The organism is Sphingomonas sp. GW821-FHT03E12 (assembly GCF_059420685.1).
Window position 1 is genome coordinate 37,125 of record NZ_JBWKUF010000003.1, and the last position, 22,665, is coordinate 59,789.

Annotated in this window: 20 protein-coding genes; 15 read left to right on the forward strand and 5 right to left on the reverse strand. The window is 66.6% G+C overall.

The window, feature by feature from the left end; genetic code table 11:
* Positions 1–38: 38 nt before the first annotated feature.
* Both AC07TU_RS09740 and AC07TU_RS09745 read left to right on the forward strand, forming a co-directional pair.
* Positions 39–1,616 carry an acetate--CoA ligase gene (locus tag AC07TU_RS09740; protein ID WP_495187712.1) on the forward strand — a complete coding sequence of 526 codons (1,578 nt, stop codon included), beginning with the start codon at positions 39–41 and terminating at the stop codon, positions 1,614–1,616.
* A 17-nt stretch (positions 1,617–1,633) separates the two neighbouring features.
* Positions 1,634–2,782, forward strand: coding sequence for an FAS1-like dehydratase domain-containing protein (locus AC07TU_RS09745; RefSeq protein WP_495187713.1), 1,149 nt, complete (start codon positions 1,634–1,636; stop codon positions 2,780–2,782).
* Between the two features lie 20 nt (positions 2,783–2,802).
* On the opposite strand, the gene AC07TU_RS09750 is transcribed toward AC07TU_RS09745, so the two are convergent.
* Positions 2,803–3,567 carry a GntR family transcriptional regulator gene (locus AC07TU_RS09750; protein WP_495187714.1) on the reverse strand — a complete coding sequence of 255 codons (765 nt, stop codon included), beginning with the start codon at positions 3,565–3,567 and terminating at the stop codon, positions 2,803–2,805.
* Positions 3,568–3,874: 307 nt separating this feature from the next.
* On the opposite strand from AC07TU_RS09750, the gene AC07TU_RS09755 reads away from it, so the two are divergent.
* The 10 genes from AC07TU_RS09755 to AC07TU_RS09800 are packed head-to-tail and all read left to right on the forward strand — an operon-like array spanning position 3,875 to position 14,731.
* Positions 3,875–4,615, forward strand: coding sequence for an enoyl-CoA hydratase/isomerase family protein (locus tag AC07TU_RS09755; RefSeq protein WP_495187715.1), 741 nt, complete (start codon positions 3,875–3,877; stop codon positions 4,613–4,615).
* A gap of 9 nt (positions 4,616–4,624) precedes the next feature.
* Positions 4,625–6,196, forward strand: a complete 1,572-nt coding sequence (locus AC07TU_RS09760) for an AMP-binding protein (RefSeq protein ID WP_495187716.1) — start codon at positions 4,625–4,627, stop codon at positions 6,194–6,196.
* 22 nt (positions 6,197–6,218) lie between these two features.
* Complete coding sequence (locus AC07TU_RS09765; RefSeq protein ID WP_495187717.1) at positions 6,219–7,025, forward strand: SDR family NAD(P)-dependent oxidoreductase; 807 nt, start codon at positions 6,219–6,221, stop codon at positions 7,023–7,025.
* Positions 7,026–7,061: 36 nt separating this feature from the next.
* Positions 7,062–8,357: a spinster family MFS transporter gene (locus AC07TU_RS09770; protein WP_495187718.1), complete on the forward strand. Its 1,296-nt coding sequence runs from the start codon at positions 7,062–7,064 to the stop codon at positions 8,355–8,357.
* Entirely contained in the window at positions 8,350–9,537 is a 1,188-nt protein-coding gene (locus tag AC07TU_RS09775; RefSeq protein ID WP_495187719.1) for a CaiB/BaiF CoA transferase family protein, read from the forward strand. Before AC07TU_RS09770 ends, AC07TU_RS09775 begins: the two co-directional genes overlap by 8 nt.
* A 2-nt stretch (positions 9,538–9,539) precedes the next feature.
* Positions 9,540–10,706: an acyl-CoA dehydrogenase family protein gene (locus AC07TU_RS09780; RefSeq protein WP_495187720.1), complete on the forward strand. Its 1,167-nt coding sequence runs from the start codon at positions 9,540–9,542 to the stop codon at positions 10,704–10,706.
* A gap of 10 nt (positions 10,707–10,716) precedes the next feature.
* Positions 10,717–11,598: an HpcH/HpaI aldolase/citrate lyase family protein gene (locus tag AC07TU_RS09785; protein ID WP_495187721.1), complete on the forward strand. Its 882-nt coding sequence runs from the start codon at positions 10,717–10,719 to the stop codon at positions 11,596–11,598.
* Positions 11,598–12,845: an acetyl-CoA hydrolase/transferase family protein gene (locus AC07TU_RS09790; RefSeq protein ID WP_495188377.1), complete on the forward strand. Its 1,248-nt coding sequence runs from the start codon at positions 11,598–11,600 to the stop codon at positions 12,843–12,845. Before AC07TU_RS09785 ends, AC07TU_RS09790 begins: the two co-directional genes overlap by 1 nt.
* A gap of 1 nt (position 12,846) precedes the next feature.
* Complete coding sequence (locus AC07TU_RS09795) at positions 12,847–13,614, forward strand: enoyl-CoA hydratase/isomerase family protein (RefSeq protein ID WP_495187722.1); 768 nt, start codon at positions 12,847–12,849, stop codon at positions 13,612–13,614.
* Between the two features lie 13 nt (positions 13,615–13,627).
* Positions 13,628–14,731 (forward strand): 3,4-dihydroxy-2-butanone-4-phosphate synthase, encoded by a 1,104-nt coding sequence (locus tag AC07TU_RS09800; protein WP_495187723.1) that lies wholly within the window; start codon positions 13,628–13,630, stop codon positions 14,729–14,731.
* Here AC07TU_RS09800 and AC07TU_RS09805 read toward each other — a convergent pair.
* Positions 14,728–15,666, reverse strand: coding sequence for an acyl-CoA dehydrogenase family protein (locus tag AC07TU_RS09805; protein ID WP_495187724.1), 939 nt, complete (start codon positions 15,664–15,666; stop codon positions 14,728–14,730). The genes AC07TU_RS09800 and AC07TU_RS09805 overlap by 4 nt on opposite strands.
* A gap of 89 nt (positions 15,667–15,755) precedes the next feature.
* Positions 15,756–16,892 carry an AraC family transcriptional regulator gene (locus AC07TU_RS09810; protein ID WP_495187725.1) on the reverse strand — a complete coding sequence of 379 codons (1,137 nt, stop codon included), beginning with the start codon at positions 16,890–16,892 and terminating at the stop codon, positions 15,756–15,758.
* A gap of 134 nt (positions 16,893–17,026) precedes the next feature.
* Between AC07TU_RS09810 and AC07TU_RS09815 the strand changes: the two genes are divergently transcribed.
* The 3 genes from AC07TU_RS09815 to AC07TU_RS09825 are packed head-to-tail and all read left to right on the forward strand — an operon-like array spanning position 17,027 to position 20,228.
* The gene (locus AC07TU_RS09815; RefSeq protein WP_495187726.1) at positions 17,027–18,190 is read left to right on the forward strand and encodes an acyl-CoA dehydrogenase family protein; all 1,164 of its coding nucleotides are present in this window, start codon (positions 17,027–17,029) and stop codon (positions 18,188–18,190) included.
* Positions 18,187–19,104 carry an acyl-CoA dehydrogenase family protein gene (locus AC07TU_RS09820; protein WP_495187727.1) on the forward strand — a complete coding sequence of 306 codons (918 nt, stop codon included), beginning with the start codon at positions 18,187–18,189 and terminating at the stop codon, positions 19,102–19,104. The genes AC07TU_RS09815 and AC07TU_RS09820 overlap by 4 nt, the downstream gene beginning before the upstream one ends.
* Positions 19,101–20,228: an acyl-CoA dehydrogenase family protein gene (locus AC07TU_RS09825; RefSeq protein ID WP_495187728.1), complete on the forward strand. Its 1,128-nt coding sequence runs from the start codon at positions 19,101–19,103 to the stop codon at positions 20,226–20,228. The genes AC07TU_RS09820 and AC07TU_RS09825 overlap by 4 nt, the downstream gene beginning before the upstream one ends.
* Position 20,229: 1 nt before the next feature.
* On the opposite strand, the gene AC07TU_RS09830 is transcribed toward AC07TU_RS09825, so the two are convergent.
* Together AC07TU_RS09830 and AC07TU_RS09835 are read right to left on the reverse strand one after the other, a co-directional pair.
* Positions 20,230–21,057 carry an enoyl-CoA hydratase/isomerase family protein gene (locus AC07TU_RS09830; protein WP_495187729.1) on the reverse strand — a complete coding sequence of 276 codons (828 nt, stop codon included), beginning with the start codon at positions 21,055–21,057 and terminating at the stop codon, positions 20,230–20,232.
* A 140-nt stretch (positions 21,058–21,197) separates the two neighbouring features.
* Complete coding sequence (locus tag AC07TU_RS09835) at positions 21,198–22,649, reverse strand: NAD-dependent succinate-semialdehyde dehydrogenase (protein WP_495187730.1); 1,452 nt, start codon at positions 22,647–22,649, stop codon at positions 21,198–21,200.
* Positions 22,650–22,665 lie beyond the last annotated feature (16 nt).

Sequence of the window (22,665 nt, forward strand, 5' to 3'; positions counted from 1 at the left end):
GCGGTCGCTGAATCGCTCGTGACGGGGGCGGATTGCCGATGGCCAGGCTTACGGACTTCACCAGCTATGCGGATGCGCAGGCGCATGCCGGAATGGACGCGCTCTGGGCGCTGTTCGACGGGGATCGCGATGCGTTGAACATCGCGCATGAATGTGTCCTGCGGCACGCCGACGGCACGGGCCGTGCCGCGGTTCGCATCGCCTATGCCGACGGTCACGATGAAGTCCTGAGCTTTGATACGCTGGCGGCGGGCGCGATGCGCTTCGCCAACTGGCTCGATGCAAGGGGCGTGCAGCCCGGCGAGCGCATCGCCTTTATGCTCGAACCGTCGCTGCCCTTCTATGTCTGTCTGTTCGGGGCGATGTTGACCGGGGCGATCTCGGTGCCGCTGTTCACGCTGTTCGGCCCCGACGCGCTGCGGTTGCGTGTGGACGATTGCTCGCCGCGGCTGCTTGTCACCAACGCGGAGAAGGCGCCGCTCGCCCGGGCGATCGACGGGCTTGACGTGGTCGTCGCCGACAACCGCCTGCTCGCCGAGATCGCGACCTATCCGGCGAGCTATGCCCCGCGCACCAGCGCGAACGACCTTGCGGTGTTCCAGTACACTTCGGGCACTACGCGCGCGCTGCCAGAAGCGGTCAGGCATACGCACAAGGCGATCGTCACGCTGATGTTCGCCGCCCTCTACGGCACCGGCATCCGCCCGGGCGATGAGTTCTTCTGCCCGTCATCGCCCGCCTGGGGGCACGGGCTGTGGCACGGTACGCTCGCCCCGCTTGCGCTCGGGGTTACCACCGGGACCTTCGCCGGGCGCTTCGACCCGGTGCGACTGATGCAGGCGCTCGACACGCACGGCATCACCAACATGTCCGCCGCGGCGACCCATTATCGCATGATGAAGAACAGCGGTGCGGCGGGCGATCACCGCTTCCGCTTTGCCAAGCTCTCTTACACCGGCGAGCCGATCGATCCTGCGACGCTCGATTTCATCGACGCGCAGTTCGGCGTGCCTGCCTGCTCGATGTACGGGACGACCGAGATCGGCGTGGTGCTGGTCAATTATCCCGGCGCGGCGGACTTCATGGTGAGGCGCGGATCGCTGGGCAAGCCGGTCCCTGGCCAGAAGCTTGAGGTGCAGCGTCCCGATGGAAATGCCTGCGCGCCCGATGAGATCGGGGAGTTGATGCTGTGGCGGCCAAAGAGCGGGCAGGGTGCCGGCTGGCTATCGACCAAGGACCGGGCGAAGACCGACGCCGACGGCTATTTCTACCATTGCGGCCGCGCCGACGACGTCATCATCTCCGCCGGCTGGACGATGAGCGCGGTCGAGATCGAGAATACGATGCTCAACCATCCCGATGTCCGCGAGTGCGCGGTGATCGGCGTTCCCGATGCACAGCGCGGGCAGGTGGTGAAGGCCTTCGTCGTCTCCGGCCGCGACGCCGGCGACGCGTTCGCCCGAGAGCTTCAGGACTTCACCCGTAACCGGCTCGCCCAGCACGAATTCCCGCGCATCGTCGCGTTCGTCGACGAGCTCCCCAAAACCCCGGCCGGCAAGGTCAACCGCAAGGTGCTGCGCGACCGCGAGGCCGCGCGCGCCGCCGAGATTGCTTGAATTCAGGAGAGAAACGAATGGCAACGACACTCGAAAAGACCGAAGCCCGGTTTCCCAAGATCACCGAAGAGGGGCTGGCCGATCTGCGCAAGCGTATCGGCGTCAGGATCACCGATACGGTCGAGCCGTGGAACTATGAGGCAAGCCGCGACGCGATCCGCCACTATGCGCACGGCATCGGCGACGACAACCCGCTCTGGTGCGACCCTGAATATGCTGCCACGACGAAGTATGGCGACGTGGTCGCGCTGCCGAGCTTCCTGTTTACCACCAGCCGGATCATCTCGGGCTATTGCGGCGGCCTGCCGGGCGTGCATGCGATGTGGGCGGGCGCGAACTGGAAATGGCACAAGCCGGTCCTGCGCAACGACACGATCACGACCGAAGCCTATCTCAAGGACCTGATCGAGCATCAGACCCGCTTCGCCGGCCGTTCGTTCCAGCAGATCTACCATGTCGATTTCTTCAATCAGCATGGCGACAAGGTCGCCGAAGCCGATAGCTGGGTGTTCCGCACCGACCGCGACGAGGCGCGCGAGAAGGGGACGAAATACACTGAAGCGCGCGGCCGGGTGGAGCAGCTCTCCGACGAGCAGCTCGCCGAATGGGGCAAACTCTATGCGAGCGAGGAAATCCGAGGTGCGACCCCGCGCTATTGGGATGAGGTTGCCGAAGGCGACAGGCTGCCGCGGATGATGAAGGGGCCGATGACCGTCACCGGCTTCATCTGCTACGCGCAGGGCTGGGGCGGGCTTTACATCCGTGCCAACAAGATCGCCTGGCAGATGCAGCAGAAGCATCCGGGCCTTGGCATCAAGAACCGCTTCAACGTCCCAGACTGCCCCGAGCGGGTGCATTGGGACGAGGCATTCGCGCTTGAGGTCGGCGCACCCGGCGCCTATGACTATGGTCCCGAGCGGACGTCATGGCTGACGCATCACCTCACCAACTGGATGGGCGATGACGGTTTCCTGCGCCAGTCCGATTGCCAGATCCGCCGCCACAATCCCGATGGCGACGTGATCTTCATCGACGGTCAGGTGGTCCGCAAGTTCGTGGATGAAGAGGGGCGCCATCTGGTCGAGATCCAGCAGCGCGCGGAAACGCATCGCGGCGAACTGTCGGCGATCGGGACGGCGATCGTCGAGTTGCCGAGCAGGGGGTGATCCGGCCTGGCGGGTGAGGGTTACGCCTTCACCCGCCGCATCGTCATCGAATGCTTGTAGCGCGAGGCAGGATGGATGTTCAGCGTCACCTGCGCGATGCCGCCATCGGTCATGCGATAGCTGCGGAGGATCTCCAGCGCCGCCGACTTCTTCTCGACGTCGAGCTTCGCGGCGAGCGCCGGGGAGACCAGTGTCGCGGAGACGACATGCTCGACCTCCGCGATCGTCACCCCGAACAGATCCTCGATCAGCGGGAAGATCGGCCCCTTGTTGCGCGGGAGCAGGCGGCCGACGCTCGCGAAGTTGCGGTTGATGTAATATTCGATCCAGCACATCGGCACGTCATTGTCGTCGCGCAGGCGCATGCCGCGGACCATCAGCCATTCCTCGCCCGCCGGGATGCCGATCCGCGCGGCGAGCTTGTTGTCCACGGTGATCATCTTGATCGATTCGATCTCGAACCGCGTGTCGTTGGCCCAGGCGAGCAGATCGTTGATCGAGGTGGCGTGGAACACTTCGGTCTCGGACGGGCCGGGGACCACCACCGTGCCGGCACCCTGGCGCGACGCAACCAGACCGTCCTCGCGCAGCCGGCGCAGCGCCTCGCGCACCGTGAACCGGCTCACCGAAAAGCGCGCACGCAGTTCTTCCTCTGTCGGAAGCTGGCTGCCGATCGGGTAGATGCCGTTGACGATCTCGTCGCGTAGCGTCCGTGCAACTTGCAGGTAGAGCGGGCCGGCTGCTTGTCCGGTCGTCTCTGCGCTATCGTCGCTCGTCTTTGCCACGCCTGACTGTTGCCCCATCGTTCGATCCTCACCCCTGTCGCGGGTCGATGCTGCGTCCGCTTCGGGGATCGCGGCTTACCCGGCAAGCGGCATCCTTATAGATTATGGCGGTTTCAACAAGGCTTGTGCCCGGTTGTTAGCGCTGCGCCGACGCGGTCTGGCGACGTCGGTGTTTGTTCGGATTGGATGTCCGTACATAAATCGCACTGTTTGACCCAGAAACCGCCTTGACCGCTAGGTTGATCCCTGTATCTGTCTGGACATATTCTGCATGGACCGAAGTTCGTGCGCTGCTGGAGAGGACGGGATGAGGAGCGGTGATCCGCGTATTACGGTCGAGTTGCGCGACCGCGTCGCCTTTGTGACGATCAATCGGCCGGAGGCGAAGAACGCGCTGTGCAAGTCGATGTATGCCGCGATTCGCGATGCGGCGGCGGCGGCGGATGCCGATCCCGAAGTCGATCTGATGGTGATCCAGGGGGCGAACGGCGCCTTCGCATCGGGCGGGGATCTCAAGGAAATCCTCGACGTCCTCGAGAATGATCCGCCCGCGATCCTCGACTATGAGGAATATCTACCGTTCGAAGCGGTGCGGACGATGAAGAAGCCGACGATCGCGGCGATCGATGGGCTGTGCATCGGCGGTGGGCTCTCGCTCGCGTTGATGTGCGACATGCTGATCGCGACCGACCGTTCGCGCTTCGCGATCCCGGAGGCGAAGGTCGGGATCGTCGACGGGCATCTGCCGCGCTTCCTGCGCGACATCGTGCCGCACGCGACGTTGCGCTACTGGATGTACAGCGGGGTGATCTTCCCGGCCGCGGAAGCACAGGCGGCCGGGCTGCTGACCAAGCTGGTGACGCCCGACGAACTGCCCGCCGCGCTCGACAAGATGATCGCCGGAGTGAAGACCGGGTCGCCGGTCGCGCTCCGGATGCTCAAGCACATCTTCAACGAGAAGCGACCGCTTTCGGCGATGACCGATGCCTATCTGATGATGCTTCAGCCTGAGGTGCTGAAGCGCCTTCAGGCCTTTCGCGACAAATAGGCGGGCGGCGTGACGACCTTCCATCAGCTTCTTCGTGACCGGGCAGCGGAACATGGTGCGCGCACCGCGCTGCTGTTCGACGCGGAGACAGTGAGCTACGCGGAACTGCTCGAACGGTCGGAACGGGTCGCGGTGGGACTGCGGGGCTTCGGCATCGGCGCGGACGATCATGTCGCGCTGCTGATGGACAATTCGCTCGACTGTGTATTCGCCTGGCTGGCGTCCAGCCTGCTCGGCTGCACCGAAGTACCGATCAACCCGCAATATCGCGGACAATTGTTGCACTATCTGCTGCAGGACGCGGACGTGACCGCAGTGATCTGCGACACCGCCTATGTCACGCAACTCGCCGAGGTGGCGGGGGCGCTGCCTAAGCTGAAACTCGTGCTGGTTTGCGGCGATGAAGCGTTCTCCGATCCGGGTGCCATCCGCGTCGAGCGTTTTGCCGATTGCCATGACGCAACTGGCGCGTTCGATCCGGTGGACGGCGCGCCGGAGCGGGTGATCCTGTACACGTCAGGCACCACCGGCCCGTCCAAGGGTGTCACCCATACCCAGCGCTCGTGCCTGACCCTGTCGCGCTACAATGCGGAGATGATGGAGTATGGCCGCGACGACCGGCTGCTCAACTTCTTCCCGCTCTATCACCAGAATGCGCGCTACACCGGCGTGATCCCGGCGATCTGGGCCGGGGCAAGCATCCGGCTTGAGCGCAAGCTCAGCACCAGCAGTTTCTGGAAGACGGTCGATGCCGACGGGATCACCGCGTTCAACTATCTGGGGTCGGTGCTGCGGCTGATCCTCAACGTCACGGGTGAGGATCGTGTGACGGGGTCGCATACGCTGCGCACTGCTTTCGGTGCGGGCGCGCCGCCGGCGGTGTGGGAAGCGTTCGAGCAGCGGCTGGGCGTGCGGCTGGTCGAGACTTATGGCCTCAGCGAAGCGCCGATGGCCGCGCTCAACGTGCGCAAGGGCGCGCGATCGTCGCAGATCGGATCGGCGGGGCGGGGGACCGACCTGTTCGAACTTGCGGTCGCGGATGCGGACGACAGGCTGCTGCCCGCTGGCGAGATCGGCGAGATCGTGCTGCGCCCGCGCGTGCCCGACGCGATGATGGCGGGCTATTACAACAAGGACGCGGCGACCGTCCGCGCCTTTCGCAACCTCTGGTTCCATTCGGGCGATCGCGGGCGGTTGTCCGAGCAGGGCGACCTGTTCTTCGAGGCGCGCGAGAAGGACGCGATCCGGCGGCGTGGCGAGAATATCTCGGCATGGGAGGTTGAAAGCGTGCTCGACGCGCATCCTGATGTCGCGGAGTCCGCGGTGTTCGGGGTCGCCTGCGACGAGGCGGATGAGGAGGTCGCCGTGGCGATCGTGCTGCGGACCGGTGCGTCCGATCTGCGCGCGGTGCTCGATCATGCGGCGAAGAACCTGCCTGCCTATGCGGTGCCGACCCTGTTGCGCGTGATGGCGGACTTGCCGCGCACTCCGACCGAGAAGGTGCAGAAGGCCGAGCTGCGTGCCGCGCCGCGCGCCGCCTACCTCACCCGATCCGAAATTCTGGAGGCCGCGCGTGCGTGAGCCCAATCGAGGAGATCAACCGATGACCGAAGCGGTCGAATATACCGTCCCCAGCCATGCCGAGCGGCTCGCCGCCTTTGCACCCGACACGCTCTACTCGCTCGCGGGCAAGACGGTGCTGGTCACCGGGGCATCGTCCGGCATGGGTGAGGCGATCGCGCTTGCCGCCGCGGCGGCCGGAGCGAAGGTGATCGGCGTCGCGCGCCGCGCCGAGCGGCTTCAGTCGCTCGCCGACGCGCATCCCGCGATCGTCCCGATGGCGTGCGATCTCTCGACCGCCGAAGCCCGTAGCGAGCTGGCGGCGAAAGCCGGGCGTGTCGATGTGCTCGTGAACGTCGCGGGCACGGTGCAGGACGTGGTGCCGGCCGAACAGGAATCGGCGGCGCAGATCGCCGCGACGCTCGAGCTCAACCTGCTCGCGCCCTTCCACCTCGCCCAGTTGTTCGAACCGGGGATGCGCGAGGCAGGCGGCGGGTCGATCGTCAACATCGCCTCGATCAGCGGCGTGGTCGGCATCGGGCGTATCCCTCAGGCGGCCTATGTGGCGAGCAAGTCGGGGCTGGTCGGTCTCACACGCGAGCTGGCGGGGCAGTGGGGACGCTGGGGCGTGCGGGTCAATTCGATCGCGGCCGGCTTCTTCCGCAGCGATATGACCACCGACATGTTCGCGCACCCCAAGATGTCGGAATGGGTGCGCAAGGGGCAGCCGATGCCGTTCACCGCGGTGCCCGACGATTTCGTCGGCACGGTGCTGCTGCTCTCGTCCGATGCGGGCCGCTTCATCACTGGCCAGACCTATGCCGTCGATGGCGGCTGGACCTGCCTCTAGGCATGATGGGGTCCCGAGCATGAGGAGAGGTTGCGCGTGATCACCAATGTCTTTGGCCGCCGCGGCCTGCTGGCGATCTTTGTCCTGTTGCTGATCAACACGCTCAACGTGCTCGATCGGGTGCTCCCGTTCGTGTTGGTCGACGCGATCCGCAAGGATCTGGGCCTCACCGACAGCGAGATCGGGCTGATGACCGGGGTCGGGTTCGGGCTGATCTACGCGGTCGCGGCGCTGCCGCTGGCACGGGTGGCGGACCGGCACAGTTCGCGTGTCGTGCTTTCGCTCACGCTTGCCTTCTGGAGTCTGATGACGGCGCTGAGCGGTTTCGCGCAGAACTTCATGCATCTGCTGCTCGCGCGCGGGGGCGTTGCGGCGGCGGAGGCCGGGAGCGCACCCGCGGGCCATGCGCTGGTCGCGCGCGCCTTCCCGGCGGAACGGCGCGCGCTGGTGCTCGCGATCGTGTCGCTGGGCTTTCCGCTGGGGAGCATGCTGGGACTGATGCTGGGCGGGTGGATCGCCGATGTCGCCAACTGGCGCGCGGCCTTCTTCTTCGTCGGTGCGCCGGGGCTCCTCGTCGCGCTGATGGCGTGGTTCCTGCTGCCCGAGCCGGGCAAGGTGGTGCTGGCCGACAATGCCGAGCCGGCGCCCTTCTGGGACACGCTCAAATTCCTGTTTTCGCGCCGGTCGTACCGCCACATGGCGATGGCAGGGTCGCTCTACACGATCGCCGGGTTCGGCATCACCGTCTGGTCGCCGGCGTTCCTGATGCGCACCTATCACATGACCGCAGGCGAGGTCGGGATGCAGCTTGGCCTTGCGACCGGGATCGGCGGGCTGATCGGCCTGTTTGCGAGCGGATGGATCTCGGACTGGCTCGGCGGGCGTGATGTGCGCTGGCGGCAATGGGTGCCGGCGATCGCGATGGCGCTGGGGGCGGTGTCGGCGTTCGCAGCGATCAGCGTGCCGGGTGTCGGTCTCGCGATCCTGTTTCTCGCCTTCGTCCAGGGGCTTGGCTACGCCTATCTCGCGCCGACCTTTGCCGCGGTACAGTCGCTGGTGGCGGATGATGCGCGCGCGACCGCATCGGCGGTGCTGCTGTTCTGCATGAACTTGCTCGGTCCGACGATCGGCCCGTTCCTGGTCGGATCGATCAGCGACCGGATGGCGCCCAGCGTCGGCGAACTGTCGCTGCAATATGCGCTGCTGGTGGTGCCGGTGCTGTTCGCCTGGGCCGCCTTGCACTTCGCGCTCGCGGGGCGTGCGCTGCCTGGCGACATGCCGCGCGCGCAGCTGGCGGCTACCCGGGATGATGGAGAAATCGCGCATGCCTAGCGCAGCGAAGGATCGGACGGGGCCGCTTGCGGGGATCCGCGTCGTCGATCTGACGACGATGGTGATGGGCCCCTATTGCACGCAGATCATGGCCGACATGGGCGCCGATGTGATCAAGGTCGAGCCGCCGGGCGGGGACAATACGCGCTTCATCTCGCAAGGGCCGGCTGCGGGGATGAGCGGGGTGTTCATCAACGTCAACCGCGGCAAGCGCAGCATCGTGCTCGACCTGCGGTCGGCCGGGGACAAGGCGGTGCTGACCAAGCTGATCGAGGGAGCGGACGTCTTCATCCATTCGATGCGCGCCAAGGCGATTGCGGGACTGGGGTTCGACTATGATGCGGTGAAGGCGATCAATGCGAACATCGTCTACACCAACTGCTACGGTTTCGGCCGGCGCGGACCGGACCGCGACCGCACCGCCTATGACGACACGATCCAGGCCGAATGCGGGCTGCCCGCGGTGCAGCAGATGCTGACCGGCGAGCCGAGCTATGTCGGGACGATCATCGCGGACAAGGTGGCGGGCCTCACCACGCTCTATGCGACGATGATGGCGCTGTTTTACCGTGAACGGACCGGCGAGGGACAGGAGGTCGAGGTCGGTATGTTCGAGACGATGGCCTCGTTCATGCTGGTCGAGCACGCCAATGGTGCGATGTTCACGCCGCCGCTCGGCCCGGCTCGATACCCGCGCGCGGTTGCGCCGAACCGCAAGCCCTACAAGACTCGCGACGGGCACATTGCGGTGCTGATCTACAACGACAAGCAGTGGAACGCGTTCGTCGAGGGCGCCAAGCCCGATTGGGCCAATGACCCGCGCTTCGCGACGCTGGAATCGCGGGCGAAGCATATCGACACCATCTATGCCCGGCTCGCCGAGACGCTGGCCGAGCGGACCACGGCGGAGTGGATCAAGCTGTTCCGCGCGCTGGAAATCCCGTCGGCGCCATTGCGCACGCCGGGCGAGTTGTTCGATGATCCGCACCTCAACGCGGTGGGCCTGTTCGAGACGATCGAGACCGCGCACGGTCCGGTGCGTTTCCCGGGCGTGCCGACCTGGTTCTCGCAGACCCCCGGAGCTGTCGCAGGCTATGCCCCGACCACCGGCGAGCATGGCGAGCAGATCCTTGCCGAGATCGGACTGGGCACGGATCAAGACGGCGCACGGAGGGCCTGACGATGGATTTCCAGCTCACCGCGGACCAGCAGAACATTCGCGACGCAATCCTTAAGGCGTGCGGACAGTTCTCCGACGAATACTGGCTCGAGAAGGACCGTGAGGGCGTGTTTCCGTTCGAGTTCCACCGGTCGATGGCGGAGGCCGGGTGGCTGGGCGTCGCGATGCCGGAGGAGGTCGGCGGCGCGGGGCTGGGGATCACCGAGGCCGCGATCATGATGCAGGCGGTGGCCGAGGCCGGCGGGGGCATGACCGCCGCCTCGTCGATCCATGGTCCCGTCTTCAGTCTCGAGCCGGTCGAGCAGTTCGGCACGGCGGAACAGAAGCAGCGAATGATCCCGCCGATCCTGACGGGCGCGGAGAAGATGTGCTTTGCGGTGACCGAGCCGAATACCGGCCTCGACACGACGCAGCTCAGGACCTTCGCGAAAAAGGTCGATGGCGGTTATCTGGTCAACGGCGAGAAGATCTGGATCACCAACGCGCATATCGCGGACCGGATGATGCTGCTCGCGCGCACCACGCCGCTGGACGGCGTGACGCGCAAGACCGACGGGCTGTCGCTATTCTACACAAGGCTTGACCGTGACCATGTCGAGCATCGCATCATCCCCAAGATGGGGCGCCATGCGGTGGGATCGAACATGGTCTTCATCAACGACCTGTTCGTGCCCGAGGAAGACCGGATCGGCGCTGAGGGTCAGGGATTCCGCATCATCCTCAAGGGCCTCAACCCCGAGCGTATCCTGCTGGGGGCAGAGGCGGTGGGGATCGGCCGCAACGCGATCGCGCGGGCGGCGCGCTACGCGCGCGAGCGGGTGGTGTTCGGGCGGCCGATCGGGATGAACCAGGGCATCCAGCACCCGCTCGCCAAATGCTGGGCGCAGCTCGAAGCCGCGAACCTGATGGTGATGAAGGCCGCGACCCTGTTCGACAAAGGCGAGGAATGCGGGGTCGAGGCCAATGCCGGAAAGTATCTGGCCGCGGAGGCGGCGTTCGAGGCGTGCCACACCGCGATGCTGACGCTGGGCGGCATGGGCTACGCGCAGGAATATCATGTCGAGCGGCTGCTGCGCGAGGTGCTGATCCCGCGCACCGCGCCGGTCAGCCCGCACATGATCCTCAATTTCCTGGCCGAGAAGGTGCTGGAGCTTCCGCGCTCCTATTGAGGACACGACGATGACGACGGGGTTCAACGCGCGCTCCTGGCTGTTCGCACCGGGCGACAGCGCGAAGAAGATGACTAAGGCGATGGAGGGCGATGCCGATATCGTCCTGATCGACCTGGAGGATGCGGTCGCGGAGGAGGCCAAGCCCGCCGCGCGCGCGATGGTGCGCGATTTCCTGAACGCCAATGCTGCGCAGCATGAGCGGCTCTGGGTGCGGGTCAATCCGATGGATGGACCACATACGCTGGCGGACCTCGCGGCAGTGATGCCGGGGCGCCCGGGCGGGATCATGCTGCCCAAGGCAAACGGGCGCGCGGATGTCGAGCGGCTCGACCACTATCTCCGCGCGTTCGAGGCGGCGAACGGGACTGAAATTGGGGCAACCAAGGTGATCGTTCTGGTCACCGAGACCGCCGAAGCGATGTTCCATACCGGTGACTATAAGGGCGCGCCGCGTGTGGTGGCGCTGACCTGGGGCGCCGAGGATCTGGCGGATTCGATCGGTGCGAGCAGCAACCGCAACCCCGATGGCAGCTATGGCTTCACCTATGAACTCGCGCGGACCCTGTGCCTGCTGGGTGCGGCGACCGCAGGGGTGGCGGCGGTCGAGACGATCCAGGGCGATTTCCGCGATCTCGACGGGCTGAAGGCGCGTGCGGAGAAGGTGCGGCGCGACGGTTATCGCGGGATGCTGGCGATCCATCCGGCGCAAGTCCCGGTGATCAACGCCGCCTTTGCACCGAACGCGGACGAGATTGCCGAGGCGGAGGAGATCGTTGCGCTGTTCGCTGCCAATCCCGGCGTTGGCGCGATCGGCTGGAAGGGCGGGATGCTCGACCGGCCCTATCTTTCGCGCGCGCAGAATGTGCTGCGGCAGGCGGGGCGGGGATGATCATCGATCTTGCCCGCCATCTGCAGCGCGGCGACCGGATCGTCATCGGTCAGGCGTGCGGCGAGCCGGTGACGCTGGTCGAGGCGCTGATCGCGCAGGGGACCGGGATCGGCGACCTGTCGGCGTTCATTGCGACCAGCTTTTCCGGGTTGTTCACGCCCGAGACTGCGGACGCCTTTGCGCTGTCGAGCATGGGTGCGATCGGCGCGCTGCGCGGAATGGCGAAGGCGAACCGGCTGGGCATCGTGCCGTGCCATGTCAGCCAGATCGGGCCGATGATCGAGGCCGGACTCATCGGCTGCGACGTGGCGATGGTGCAGGTCAGCCCGGCGGACGCGGATGGCAATCACAGCCTGGGCCTGATCGGCGATTATGTGCCGGCCGCGGTTTCCAAGGCACGGGTGGTGATTGCCGAGGTCAATGACCGGGTGCCGTTCGTGCCGGGCGAGATGCTGCACAGCTCGCGCATCGATGTCGCGGTGCAGGTGTCGCGCGATCCGGTGGAAGTGGCGGCGGCGAGCGTGACGCCGACCGACGAGGCGATCGCGCGCCACGCCGCAACCTTTGTCGACGACGGATCGGTGCTGCAGGTGGGGGTGGGCGGCGTGCCCGACGCGATCCTGCGGCTGCTGCGCGACCGCAAGGATCTGGGCGTGCATTCGGGGATGCTGGGCGATGGCGTGGTCGATCTGATCGAGGCCGGCGTCGTCACCAATGCGCGCAAGGCGATCGATACCGGCGTGTCGGTCAACGGCGCCTTTATCGGCACGCGGCGGCTGTACGATTGGGCGCACCGCAATGCTGCGGTCCGGCTGTGCAGCACGGCCTATACCCATGATGCCGCGGTGCTGGTGCGGCTCGAGCGGCTGGTGACGATCAATTCGGCGCTTGAGGTCGATCTGACCGGGCAGGTCAATGCCGAGCAATCCGGCGTGACCTATCTGGGCGGGACCGGAGGCCAGGTCGATTTCGTGCGTGCCGGGGCGCGGTCGCCGGGCGGTCATTCGATCATCGCACTGCCCGCAACGGCCAAGGGCGGAGCGGTGAGCAGGATCGTGCCCGCGCTGTCCGGGCCGGTGACGACCGCGCGCAGCGACGTCGATGTCATCGTGACTGAGTTTGGCGCCGCAGAACTCAAGGGCCAGACGCTGGCCGAACGCGCGCGGCGGCTGGTCGCAATCGCGCATCCTGATTTCCGTGAGCCACTGGATCGCTCCGCCCACGCGATCCGCCAGCGAGGATTCTGACATGACCGATCCCGTCCTGTTCGATGCGCGCGCTGACGGTATCGCGATCATCACGCTCAACCGGCCCGAGCAGCGTAACGCGCTGGGCCGCGAGATCCGCGAGGGACTGTTCGCCGCATGGGACCGGTTCGAGCGTGATCCGGCGCTGCGTGTCGCGATCCTGACCGGCGCAGGGGAGCGAGCATTTTGCGCTGGCGGCGACCTGAAGGAGATGGTCGAGACCGGCATGGCGATCCCGCCGCGCGACATGTTCCCGGTACCGGGCGACAATATCGAGCTGAGCAAGCCGACGATCGCAGCGGTCAATGGTGCGGCGTTCGCGGGCGGATGGATGATCGCGCAGGCGTGCGACCTGTGCGTCGCCAGCACCGCGGCACAATTCGCGATCACAGAGGTCAAGGTCGGCCGCAGCTCACCCTGGGCGGCGCCGCTGATCCATATGATCCCGCAACGGATCATGATGGAGATCATTCTGACCGGAAAGCCGATCACCGCGCGGCGCGCCTACGAGATCGGGCTGGTCAACCGGCTGGCCGAGCCCGCCGCGGTGATGGATGTGGCGCTGGAACTGGCGGGCGAGATTCTGGCGGGGGCACCGCTGTCGGTCCAGGCCGGACGCCAGACCGTGATGCTGGCGACCGAAATGGGCCGTGCGGCAGCACTTCAGGCGGCGCGGCGGGCATCCGACCTCAGCTATGAAAGTCAGGACGCGCAGGAAGGGCCGCGCGCCTTTGCCGGGAAGCGCAAGCCGGTATGGACGGGGCGATAGGGAGTATGGACGAGTGAGCGACTATCTGGCCCTGGCCGAGGAGATCATCGAGGAGGCACGCGCCGGTCGCGTGTTCATCCTGGTGGAGGATGGCGGAGCGGCCAATGTCGGCATGGCCGCGATCCCCGCCAGCTTTGCGGGTGCTGAGGCAGTGACCTTCATGGCGGTCCATTGCCGCGGCGTCGTCTGCCTCGCGCTCACGCCGGGGCGGGTGGCACAGCTCAACCTGCCGCCGATGGTCGCGCAGAATAGTTCGCCGCGGCAATCGGCCTTCACCGTCTCGATCGAGGCACGAGAGGGGGTTTCGACCGGCATCTCGGCGGCGGATCGCGCGCGGACGATCGAGGTCGCGATTGATCCCGGTGCGAACGACCGCGATCTGGTGTCGCCGGGGCATATCTTCCCGGTCGCGGCGCGCGACGGCGGGGTGCTGGTCCGTGCGGGCTTCTCTGAGGCTGCGGTCGATATGGCCCGGATCGCGGGGCTCAATCCCAGCGCCGCGCTGTGCGCGATCATTGGCGAGGATGGCGAGCTTTCGACGCTCGATGAACTGATCGCGTTCGCACGCAGACACGATCTCAAGATCGGGACGATCCGCGACCTTGTCGCCTATCGCCATGCGACCGAGGTGTTGATCGAGCGCGTCTCGTCCGAGATGATCGACAGCGAGCATGGCGGCGAATGGCGGATGCATGTCTATCGCAACCGCGTGGACGGGACCGAGCATTGTGCGCTGGTCAAAGGAGCGGCCGGCGCGGGCAGCACGCTGGTGCGGATGCATGCCTTTGCGGTGCAGGACGATGTGCTCGGCCGCAAGGGCGGCCGCGCCGGGCTGATTCCGCAGGCGATGGAGACGATCGCGGCGGAGGGAGCGGGCGTGGTGGTGCTGATCCGCGGGCCGATCGTCCACAAGTCCGACGGCAGCGTGCCGATCCGGGCGGGTCGCGACGACAAAAGCGCGCTGCGTGAATATGGCGTGGGCGCGCAGATATTGCGCGACCTGGGCATCACGCGGATCGAACTGCTGAGCGGCAGCCTGCGCGCGCCGATCCCGGGGATCGGCGGCTATGGGCTTGAGGTTGTGGGCATCCGGCCCTTCGGCAGCGCGTTGCGCTAGATCGCCGCCGGGAGCGCATCGCGATCGGCGATGCGTTCCAGTGCGGTCTCGATCCCGCCGCCTGCCGCGATCAGCAGGCGCGCGCGCTTGATGAAGAGATGCGGGTCGGCTTCGTCCGAGAAGCCGATGCCGCCATGGATCTGGATGTTGGTGGCGGCATTGCCGAGCGCTGCCTGCGCTGCCGCGATCCATGCGGCCTCGACCTGTGCGGCGGCGTCGGCGCGGTCATTGTCGAGTGCCACTGCCGCGAAGGTGACGAGATCGCCCGCCGACTGCGCGGCGATCGCCATGTTGGCGCAGAAGTGCTTCACCGCCTGATAGCTGCCGATCGCGCGGCCGAACTGTTCGCGCACTTGCGCATAGCCGACCGCCATGGCGCAGGCGCCGTCGGCAAGGCCCGCCAGCGCTGCGGCTTCGATCAGGCGGAGGCGCAGCAAGCTGGTGGCGTCGAAGCTGCCCAGACGCTCGCCCCTCTTGACCGGGGCGAGATCGGACAGCCAGTGGTTCGCCTGCTGCGCTGCGCCGATCGAATGCGTGGCAAAAATCCCCGTCGCTTCATTGTCGTGGAGCAGGATCGCGGCGCCAGAGGGGCAATCGACCGCGAAACCGTCAAAGGCCGCAAATACCCGGCGCGGGCGCTCTCCGGCATAGCCTGCGTGCGCCGCCCCAAGCGTCGCGAGCACCGAAGGTGAGGCGAGGTAGCGGCCGAGCGCGGTGACGACCAGCACTTCCTCGACCGCGCCGAGGCCGAGGCCGCCGGCATCCTCGTCCACACCCATCTCGAACAGACCGAGCGCGTCGAGCGCGGCCCAGGTCGCGGCGTCCTCATCGACAGTGCGGTGAAGCCGTTCGACCGGAAGCAGCGGCGCGAGCGAGTCGATGAAGGAGTCGGCGAGCGTGCGCTGATCGCGGCTGGGCTGGTAGATGGCGGTCATGGGATCCTCTCAATCCTGTCCGTGACTAGTGGTCGGCGGAACGGGCGTATTGACGCCGGGGGACGCAGCGCCGACGCCAGCCGACACGCTCATGCGGCCTCGGCCCGCGCCGCGCGACGGCGCAGCTGGATCGGTGAGAGGGCGAACCAGCGATAGCAGCTGCGCGACAGTACCGAGGCTTCGGAATAGCCGAGCTTCTCCGCTACCTGCATCAGCGGCAGGTCCGACTGGCTGAGATAGCGCAGCGCCACCGCACGCCGGACCTCGTCCTTGATGCCTTCGAACGACATGCCTTCGGCGCGCAGGCGGCGCTGGAGCGTGCGCGGGTGGAGGCAGAGTTCGCTCGCGATATGCTCGCTGGTGCAACGGCTCGATCCGAGAAGGCTCACCACCAGACTGCGCACGCGCGCGTGCAGCGGCGGCATCGCGGCGGGATAATGGGTGTCGATGAACGCAGTCGCCATTTCATAGACCTGCTCGTCGGGGTCGCCGATCTTGCAGAGCAGGTCGTCCTCGGTGAGGACAAAGCCGTCCATTTCCTGCCCGAACCGCACCTCGCAGCCGAACGCATCGCGATAGACCCTGAGCGGGGCCTGCGGCTCATGCCGGAAATATACCTGGCGTGCGCGTGCTGCGCCGCCCGAAATATCGGTGACGTTCAGGTGGGCGAGCATCACCGCATGCTCGATGACCTGCCGCGTGTCGGCCGGGCGATCGAGCAGGATATCGAGCCCGACGAACAGGATGTGCCGCGCTCGATCGGGCCGGAAACGGACGCGCGTGGCGAGGCTGTAGGCGTGGATATGCCGGGCGCAGTAGCCCAGCGCCTGGCCAACGGTCTGCGAGTTCTTCATCACGACGCCGACCGGGCCGATCACCTTGCCGCCGCGCTGACGCTGCGCGAGACGGATGCCGAAATCGGGCGCGCCGAGCCGGTCGGCGCTGCGTGCAAGAAGCTGGACGAAGGTGCGATATTCCAGAACGGGGCCGCGCCCTCCGGCTTCGGCTGAAGCGACTCCGAATTCCGCCAATAATTCATCCGGACTATTTTCAAGATCACGTACGAGCTCGGGAAAGCCGGCGAGCGCCTGCGAATGAATGGCGTCGAAGCCCGCACCTCGTAACTTTGTCCCTTCATCGGTTTCTGACTGGGGGATGGCGGTCATCGCGTCCATCGCTCTCTCCGCTTCGGTAGGTTTGAATAGTTGTCCGTATAATGCAACCATGCAACAAGGATCGCAAGTCGGTTGCGGCGCGGCGCTTGTCGCGCGCCATCAAGACGGCGCCGCAAGACGCGGCGTAGCGGGAGAGGGTGATGAGGATGCTTGCAGATCGTGCGCCGCGAGGGCGGAGCTAGGCGATGGAGTTTGGCTGGAACCCCGAACAGGAGGCGCACCGTGCGCGCATCCGTGATTTGCTGCGCGACACGCTGCCATCGGACTGGGAGGAATTGTCGGTCCACGGGCCGGGCAGCGACTATCAGACCGATTATTCGCGCACCTTCTGCAAGCTGCTGGCCGATCAGGGGCTGCTCGTCCCGCACTGGCCCGCGTCGCAGGGCGGTGAGAACATGCCGGTGTGGCACCAGTTCATCCTGGGCGAGGAGATGTGGGCCGCAGGCGAACCGCGCGGTGCGCAATATATGAACGTCAACTGGGTCGGTCCGGTGCTGATGAACTATGGCACGCCCGACCAGATCGACCGCTATCTGGCGCCGGTGCGTGCGGGGGAGGCGATCTGGTGTCAGGGGTTTTCGGAGCCGTCGGCCGGATCCGACCTTGCAGCGCTGCGCACCGCTGCGGTGCCGGTCGCGGGCGGGTATCGCGTCAGCGGCGCGAAGATCTGGACCAGCTATGCCGGCAAGGCGGACACCTGCTTCCTGCTCGCCCGCGTGCCCGCCAGCGAGGGCGGTGCGGCGGGGAAGGGGGGCATCGTCATCCTGCTCACCGACATGGCCTCGCCCGGCATCCAGGTGAAGCAGATCCCCGCGCTGGTCGGCGAGGGGGACATCCATGAGGTCTTCTTCGACGACGTGTTCGTGCCGGTCGGGAACCGGCTCGGCGAGGAGGGGCAGGCGTGGGAGATCATCAACTTCGCGCTGGCCAATGAACGCACCGGCATTGCGCGCTACGAGTTTTCGCGCCGCATCCTCGACCGCGCGGTCGCGAAGCTGAAGGCGGAGGGGCGTTGGACCGATCCGGTGGTACAGGACCGCGCCGCGCGTGCGCTGATGCTGTGCGAAGCGGCACGGATGCTTGTCTATCGCGTGGTCGATGCCAAGGCGCAGAGGCTGCCCGCCGACGCCTATCCCAGCGTCGCGCGCTGGGCGGTGGTGCAGGCGGACAATGGCGTCAATGACTTTCTGACCGAATTCCTGCCCGACGGACTGCTGGGCGGCGATCCGGTGCAACAGGCGCATCACCAGCGCGCGATCGCCGCGGGCGTTGCATCGGGCGCGGCGGAGATCCAGCTCAACCTGATTGCGCGCCGCTGGCTCGAGCTGCCGGGGGAGGCGCGGCGATGAACTATGAGCTGAACGAGGATCAGGCGGGCATTCTGGCCGGGCTGGATCAGCTGATCGCCGCGCACGCGCAGGCAGCGAGCGGGGAGCCGGAGCATTTCCTCTACAGTACCGCGCTCGACGCTGCGCTGGCGGAATCGGGGTTTCTCGACATCGCGCGCATCGACGGGTTCGGGCCGCTCGATGCGGGGCTGGCGGTCGAGCGGCTGGCACGGCTGCCTCAGGTGGTGGAGGCGGGGGCCTCGGCGCTGATCGCGCCGCTGCTGCCGCTGGAGCCGGGTGAACGGCCGCTGGCGCTGGTCAGCGGCGACGCGACGCGGCCCGCGCGCTTCCTGCCCATGGCGAAGCATCTGCTGGCGCTGCGCGAGGATGATGCGTTGCTGGTGTCGCTGGCGGATGCGGCGATCGAACCGGTCGAGAGCCTGATGGCGTATCCCTATGGCAGGCTCGCCTCGCTCGATGGCTTGCCGGTGCGGACGCTGGATAACGCGGCGGACATCCGCCGCCGCTGGCGGGTCGCGATCGCTGCGGAGGCAGCGGGCTGCATGGCCGCGGCGCTCGCGACCGTGATCGAGCATGTCCGCACGCGACAGGCGTTCGGCCGCCCGCTCGGTGCATTTCAGGCGATCCAGCACCGGTTGGCGATGGCCGAGGAAACCGCGCAGTCTGCCAAATGGCTCGCCTTTCGCGCAGCCTGGTCAGACGCCGAGGCGGATGCGGCCATCGCGGCGGGCTTCGTGCAGGATCGCATCGCACGCTTCACTTACGACCTTCACCAATTTTCGGGAGCGATGGGTTTGACGCTGGAATTTCCCCTGCACCTCTGGACCTATCGTCTGCGCGCGCTCGCCGGCGAGCTTGGCGGGGCGAGTGCGCAGGCGCGCGCTGCGGCGCAGGCCGTGTGGGGTGCGGCATGAGCGAGAGCATCGGCGCCTTCCGTACCCGCGCGCGCAGCTGGCTCGAAGCCAATGTGCCCGCGGAAAGGACCCCGCTCGAGGGGCAGCCGCTGCGCGACTATGTGCTTGCCTGGCAACAGATTCAGGCCAAAGGCGGCTGGGCGGGGCTTGCCTGGCCGAAGGAGCATGGCGGCTGCGGGCTTTCGGTACTCGAGCTGATCGTGTGGTTCGAGGAATATGCGCGGGCCAAGGCGCCGCCGGTGCTCGACGCGTCGTTCGTGGGGTTGAACCACGCCGGGCCGACGCTGATCGCGTGCGGGACGGAGGCGCAGAAGGCCCTCCACCTTCCGCAATTGCTGGAGGGCAGGGCGATCTGGTGCCAGGGCTTTTCCGAGCCGGGATCGGGGTCGGACCTTGCCTCGCTGCGTACGCGCGGCGTGGTCGATGGCGATCATCTGGTGGTGAACGGGCAGAAGATCTGGACGAGCTTCGCCGATATCGCCGACTGGCAGGAATTGCTGGTGCGCACCGATTCCGACGCCAAGACTTCGGGCGCGCTGAGCTGGGTGATCTGCCCGATGGATACGCCGGGCATCACCGTACGGCCGATCCAGACGATGGCCGGCGCGCATAAATATTGCGAGGTGTTCTATGACGATGTTCGCATCCCGCTGGCGAACGTCGTCGGTGGCCTCAACAATGGCTGGGCGACTGCGATGGCGACCTTGGGGTTCGAGCGCGGCACCGCAAGTCTTGGCATCATCATCGCCAACACGCTGAAGGTGGACGAGATGCTGGGCGACTGCCCGATCAGCCGTCCGCAGATGCGCGCGCGGCTGGCGCAACTGCGTGTCGAGGCGGCGGCGGTGCGCGCGATGTCCTACCGGCTGGCGCTCGATTCCGAGGAAGGTGTGCCTGACGCGCGCGGATCGATGGTGCGCCTCGCCTTTGCCGAGCTGGCGCAGCGGATCGGCGCGGCGGCGATCGACCTCTACGGCATCGCGTCGCCAGAGGTCGCCGGGACCCATGGCTGGGGCCATGAATATCTCGACGCCTTTTCGGAGACGATCGCGGGCGGCACTGCCGAGATCCAGCGCAACATCATCGGCGAACGCGTGCTGGGGCTGCCGCGCGGGCCGCGATAGCTCAGCGCGCGTTCGGGTCGGGGTTCCACACCGGCTTGCGCTTCTCCCCGAACGCCTTGGGGCCTTCGGTAAAGTCTGGGTGCGCCCAGTGGGACTTCAACAACTCCCAGCCATAGTCCGCTGCGATGGGGTCGCTGAGCTCGGTCGTCGCCCAGATCGCGCGTTTGGACAGCGCCATCGCCTGAGGCGAATTCTCCCGGATCGCGGCGGCAAGTTCGCGCGCCTTGGTCAGCGTGGCGGCAGGGGTGGGTTCGAGCAGGTCGACCATGCCCAGCATCCACGCACGCTGCGCATTCATTCGGTAACTGCGCCCCGCAAGCCCCATCAGCAGCGCCGCGCCGAGGCCCGCGCGGCGCGCGATCCCCTGACTCTCCAGCCCTGAGACCTGACCGACCGAGACATGGCTGTCCATGAACTCAGCGGTTTCGCTCGCCACGACGATGTCGCAATCGGCGACGAAGTGCAGCCCGCCGCCATTGACCAGGCCGTTCACGGCGCAGATCACCGGCTTGGTCATGTGCATCATCCGCGGCGTGAAGCGGTTGGCGACGGCATAGGGCTGGTTGTTGAGGCCGCCCACGCCGACCTCGAGCGCGCTGACATCGGCGCCGGTGCAGAAATGCCGCTCGCCTGCGGCGGTGAGCAGCACGACGCGGACGTCGCGATCCTGCTCCAACGCCCCCCAGGCTTCCTCGAGAGCCTTCATCATCGCCGGGCTGATCGAATTGCCGCGATCGGGCCGGTTGAGCGTCACTTCGGCAATGCCGTCCGCAATCGCGATCAGCAACGGCGGCGGAGCATCCGCCGCCTGTTCATACGCCTGGGTCATCGCCACTCTCCCGAAACTGTTTCGGAAGGTCTATCGCGCAGCCGCCGAGGTGGCTTGACCGCACGCGACAGCTTTACCCACTTCGTCGCCCCGGCCCTGTGCCGGGGTGACGGTGAAGAGGCATCAGGGCTGTGAGTACCCTAGATCCCCGCCATGCAGAGATATTTGATCTCCAGATAATCCTCGATTCCGTGGCGCGACCCTTCGCGGCCCATGCCGGATTCCTTGATGCCGCCGAACGGCGCGACCTCGGTCGAGATCAGGCCGGTGTTGATGCCGACCATGCCCACCTCCAGCGCCTCACCGACGCGCCAGGCGCGGGAGAGGTCGCGCGTGTAGAAATAGCCGGCAAGGCCCACCTCGGTGTCGTTGGCGAGCGCGAGTGCCTCTTCCTCGCTATCGAACACGAACAATGGCGCGAGCGGACCGAACGTCTCCTCCTTCGCCAGCATCATGTCCGCCGTCGCCCCACCGATCACGGTGGGCTCGAAGAAACTATGACCGAGCGGATGGCGCTTGCCTCCGGCAACGATGCGGCCGCCCTTCGCCAGCGCATCGGCGATATGCTCCTCGACCTTCTCGACGGCCTTCTCGTCGATCAGCGGTCCCTGGGTGGTGTCTTCGGTGATGCCGGGGCCAACCTTGAGCGCCTTGACCGCCGCCGCCAGCCGTTCCTCGAACGCGTCTGCCACGTCGCGCTGCACAAGGATCCGGTTGACGCAGACGCAGGTCTGGCCGCTGTTGCGGTATTTCGATGCGATCGCGCCGCCGACCGCGGCGTCCAGATCTGCATCGTCGAAGACGATGAAGGGGGCGTTGCCGCCCAGCTCCATCGACAGCTTCTTCATCGTCGGTGCACATTGCGCCATCAGCGTCTTGCCGACCTCGGTCGAGCCGGTGAAGCTGAGTTTGCGTACCGCCGGATTGCCGGTGAGCTCGCCGCCGATTGTGCGCGAGGAGCCGGTCACGACATTGAACACGCCTGCGGGGATGCCCGCGCGTTCGGCCAGTGCAGCCAGCGCGAGTGCCGTGAGCGGGGTTTGGGTCGCGGGTTTCAGGACCATCGTGCAGCCGGCGGCGAGCGCAGGCGCGGCCTTGCGCGTGATCATCGCGGCCGGGAAGTTCCATGGTGTGATCGCCGCGACAACGCCCACCGGCTGGCGGATCACGACGATGCGGCTGTCCGTGCGATGCGCCGGGATAGTCTCGCCATAGACACGCTTGGCCTCTTCCGCGAACCATTCAATGAAGGATGCAGCATAGGCGATCTCGCCCTTGGCTTCGGCAAGCGGCTTGCCCTGTTCGCGCGTCAGGATCATCGCGAGATCGTCCTGATGCTGCATCACCAGATTGAACCAGCGGCGCAGCAACCGGGATCGCTCGCCTGCGAGTTTCGCACGCCATGCGGGCAGGGCTGCCTCCGCGGCGGCGATTGCAGCGCGCGTTTCGGCCACGCCCAGATCGGGTACATGGCCGAGGGTCTCGCCGCTGGCCGGATCGGTGACGGCGATCGATCCCGTGCCCGTCCATGCGCCGTCGATGAAGCATTGTTCGCGCAGCAGCGCCGCGTCGGTGAGGGCAATCCCCGCCATCGTCATTCCCCCTGGT

Bases quoted from the DNA above. Each gene is read 5' to 3' on its own strand.
- AC07TU_RS09830 (WP_495187729.1), bottom strand. From the start codon at position 21,057: ATGACCCAGGCGTATGAACAGGCGGCGGATGCTCCGCCGCCGTTGCTG.
- AC07TU_RS09785 (WP_495187721.1), top strand. From the start codon at position 10,717: ATGACGACGGGGTTCAACGCGCGCTCCTGGCTGTTCGCACCGGGCGAC.
- AC07TU_RS09780 (WP_495187720.1), top strand. From the start codon at position 9,540: ATGGATTTCCAGCTCACCGCGGACCAGCAGAACATTCGCGACGCAATC.
- AC07TU_RS09805 (WP_495187724.1), bottom strand. From the start codon at position 15,666: ATGACCGCCATCTACCAGCCCAGCCGCGATCAGCGCACGCTCGCCGAC.
- AC07TU_RS09755 (WP_495187715.1), top strand. From the start codon at position 3,875: ATGAGGAGCGGTGATCCGCGTATTACGGTCGAGTTGCGCGACCGCGTC.
- AC07TU_RS09795 (WP_495187722.1), top strand. From the start codon at position 12,847: ATGACCGATCCCGTCCTGTTCGATGCGCGCGCTGACGGTATCGCGATC.
- AC07TU_RS09740 (WP_495187712.1), top strand. From the start codon at position 39: ATGGCCAGGCTTACGGACTTCACCAGCTATGCGGATGCGCAGGCGCAT.
- AC07TU_RS09815 (WP_495187726.1), top strand. From the start codon at position 17,027: ATGGAGTTTGGCTGGAACCCCGAACAGGAGGCGCACCGTGCGCGCATC.
- AC07TU_RS09775 (WP_495187719.1), top strand. From the start codon at position 8,350: ATGCCTAGCGCAGCGAAGGATCGGACGGGGCCGCTTGCGGGGATCCGC.
- AC07TU_RS09745 (WP_495187713.1), top strand. From the start codon at position 1,634: ATGGCAACGACACTCGAAAAGACCGAAGCCCGGTTTCCCAAGATCACC.
- AC07TU_RS09765 (WP_495187717.1), top strand. From the start codon at position 6,219: ATGACCGAAGCGGTCGAATATACCGTCCCCAGCCATGCCGAGCGGCTC.
- AC07TU_RS09825 (WP_495187728.1), top strand. From the start codon at position 19,101: ATGAGCGAGAGCATCGGCGCCTTCCGTACCCGCGCGCGCAGCTGGCTC.
- AC07TU_RS09835 (WP_495187730.1), bottom strand. From the start codon at position 22,649: ATGGCGGGGATTGCCCTCACCGACGCGGCGCTGCTGCGCGAACAATGC.
- AC07TU_RS09810 (WP_495187725.1), bottom strand. From the start codon at position 16,892: ATGGTTGCATTATACGGACAACTATTCAAACCTACCGAAGCGGAGAGA.
- AC07TU_RS09820 (WP_495187727.1), top strand. From the start codon at position 18,187: ATGAACTATGAGCTGAACGAGGATCAGGCGGGCATTCTGGCCGGGCTG.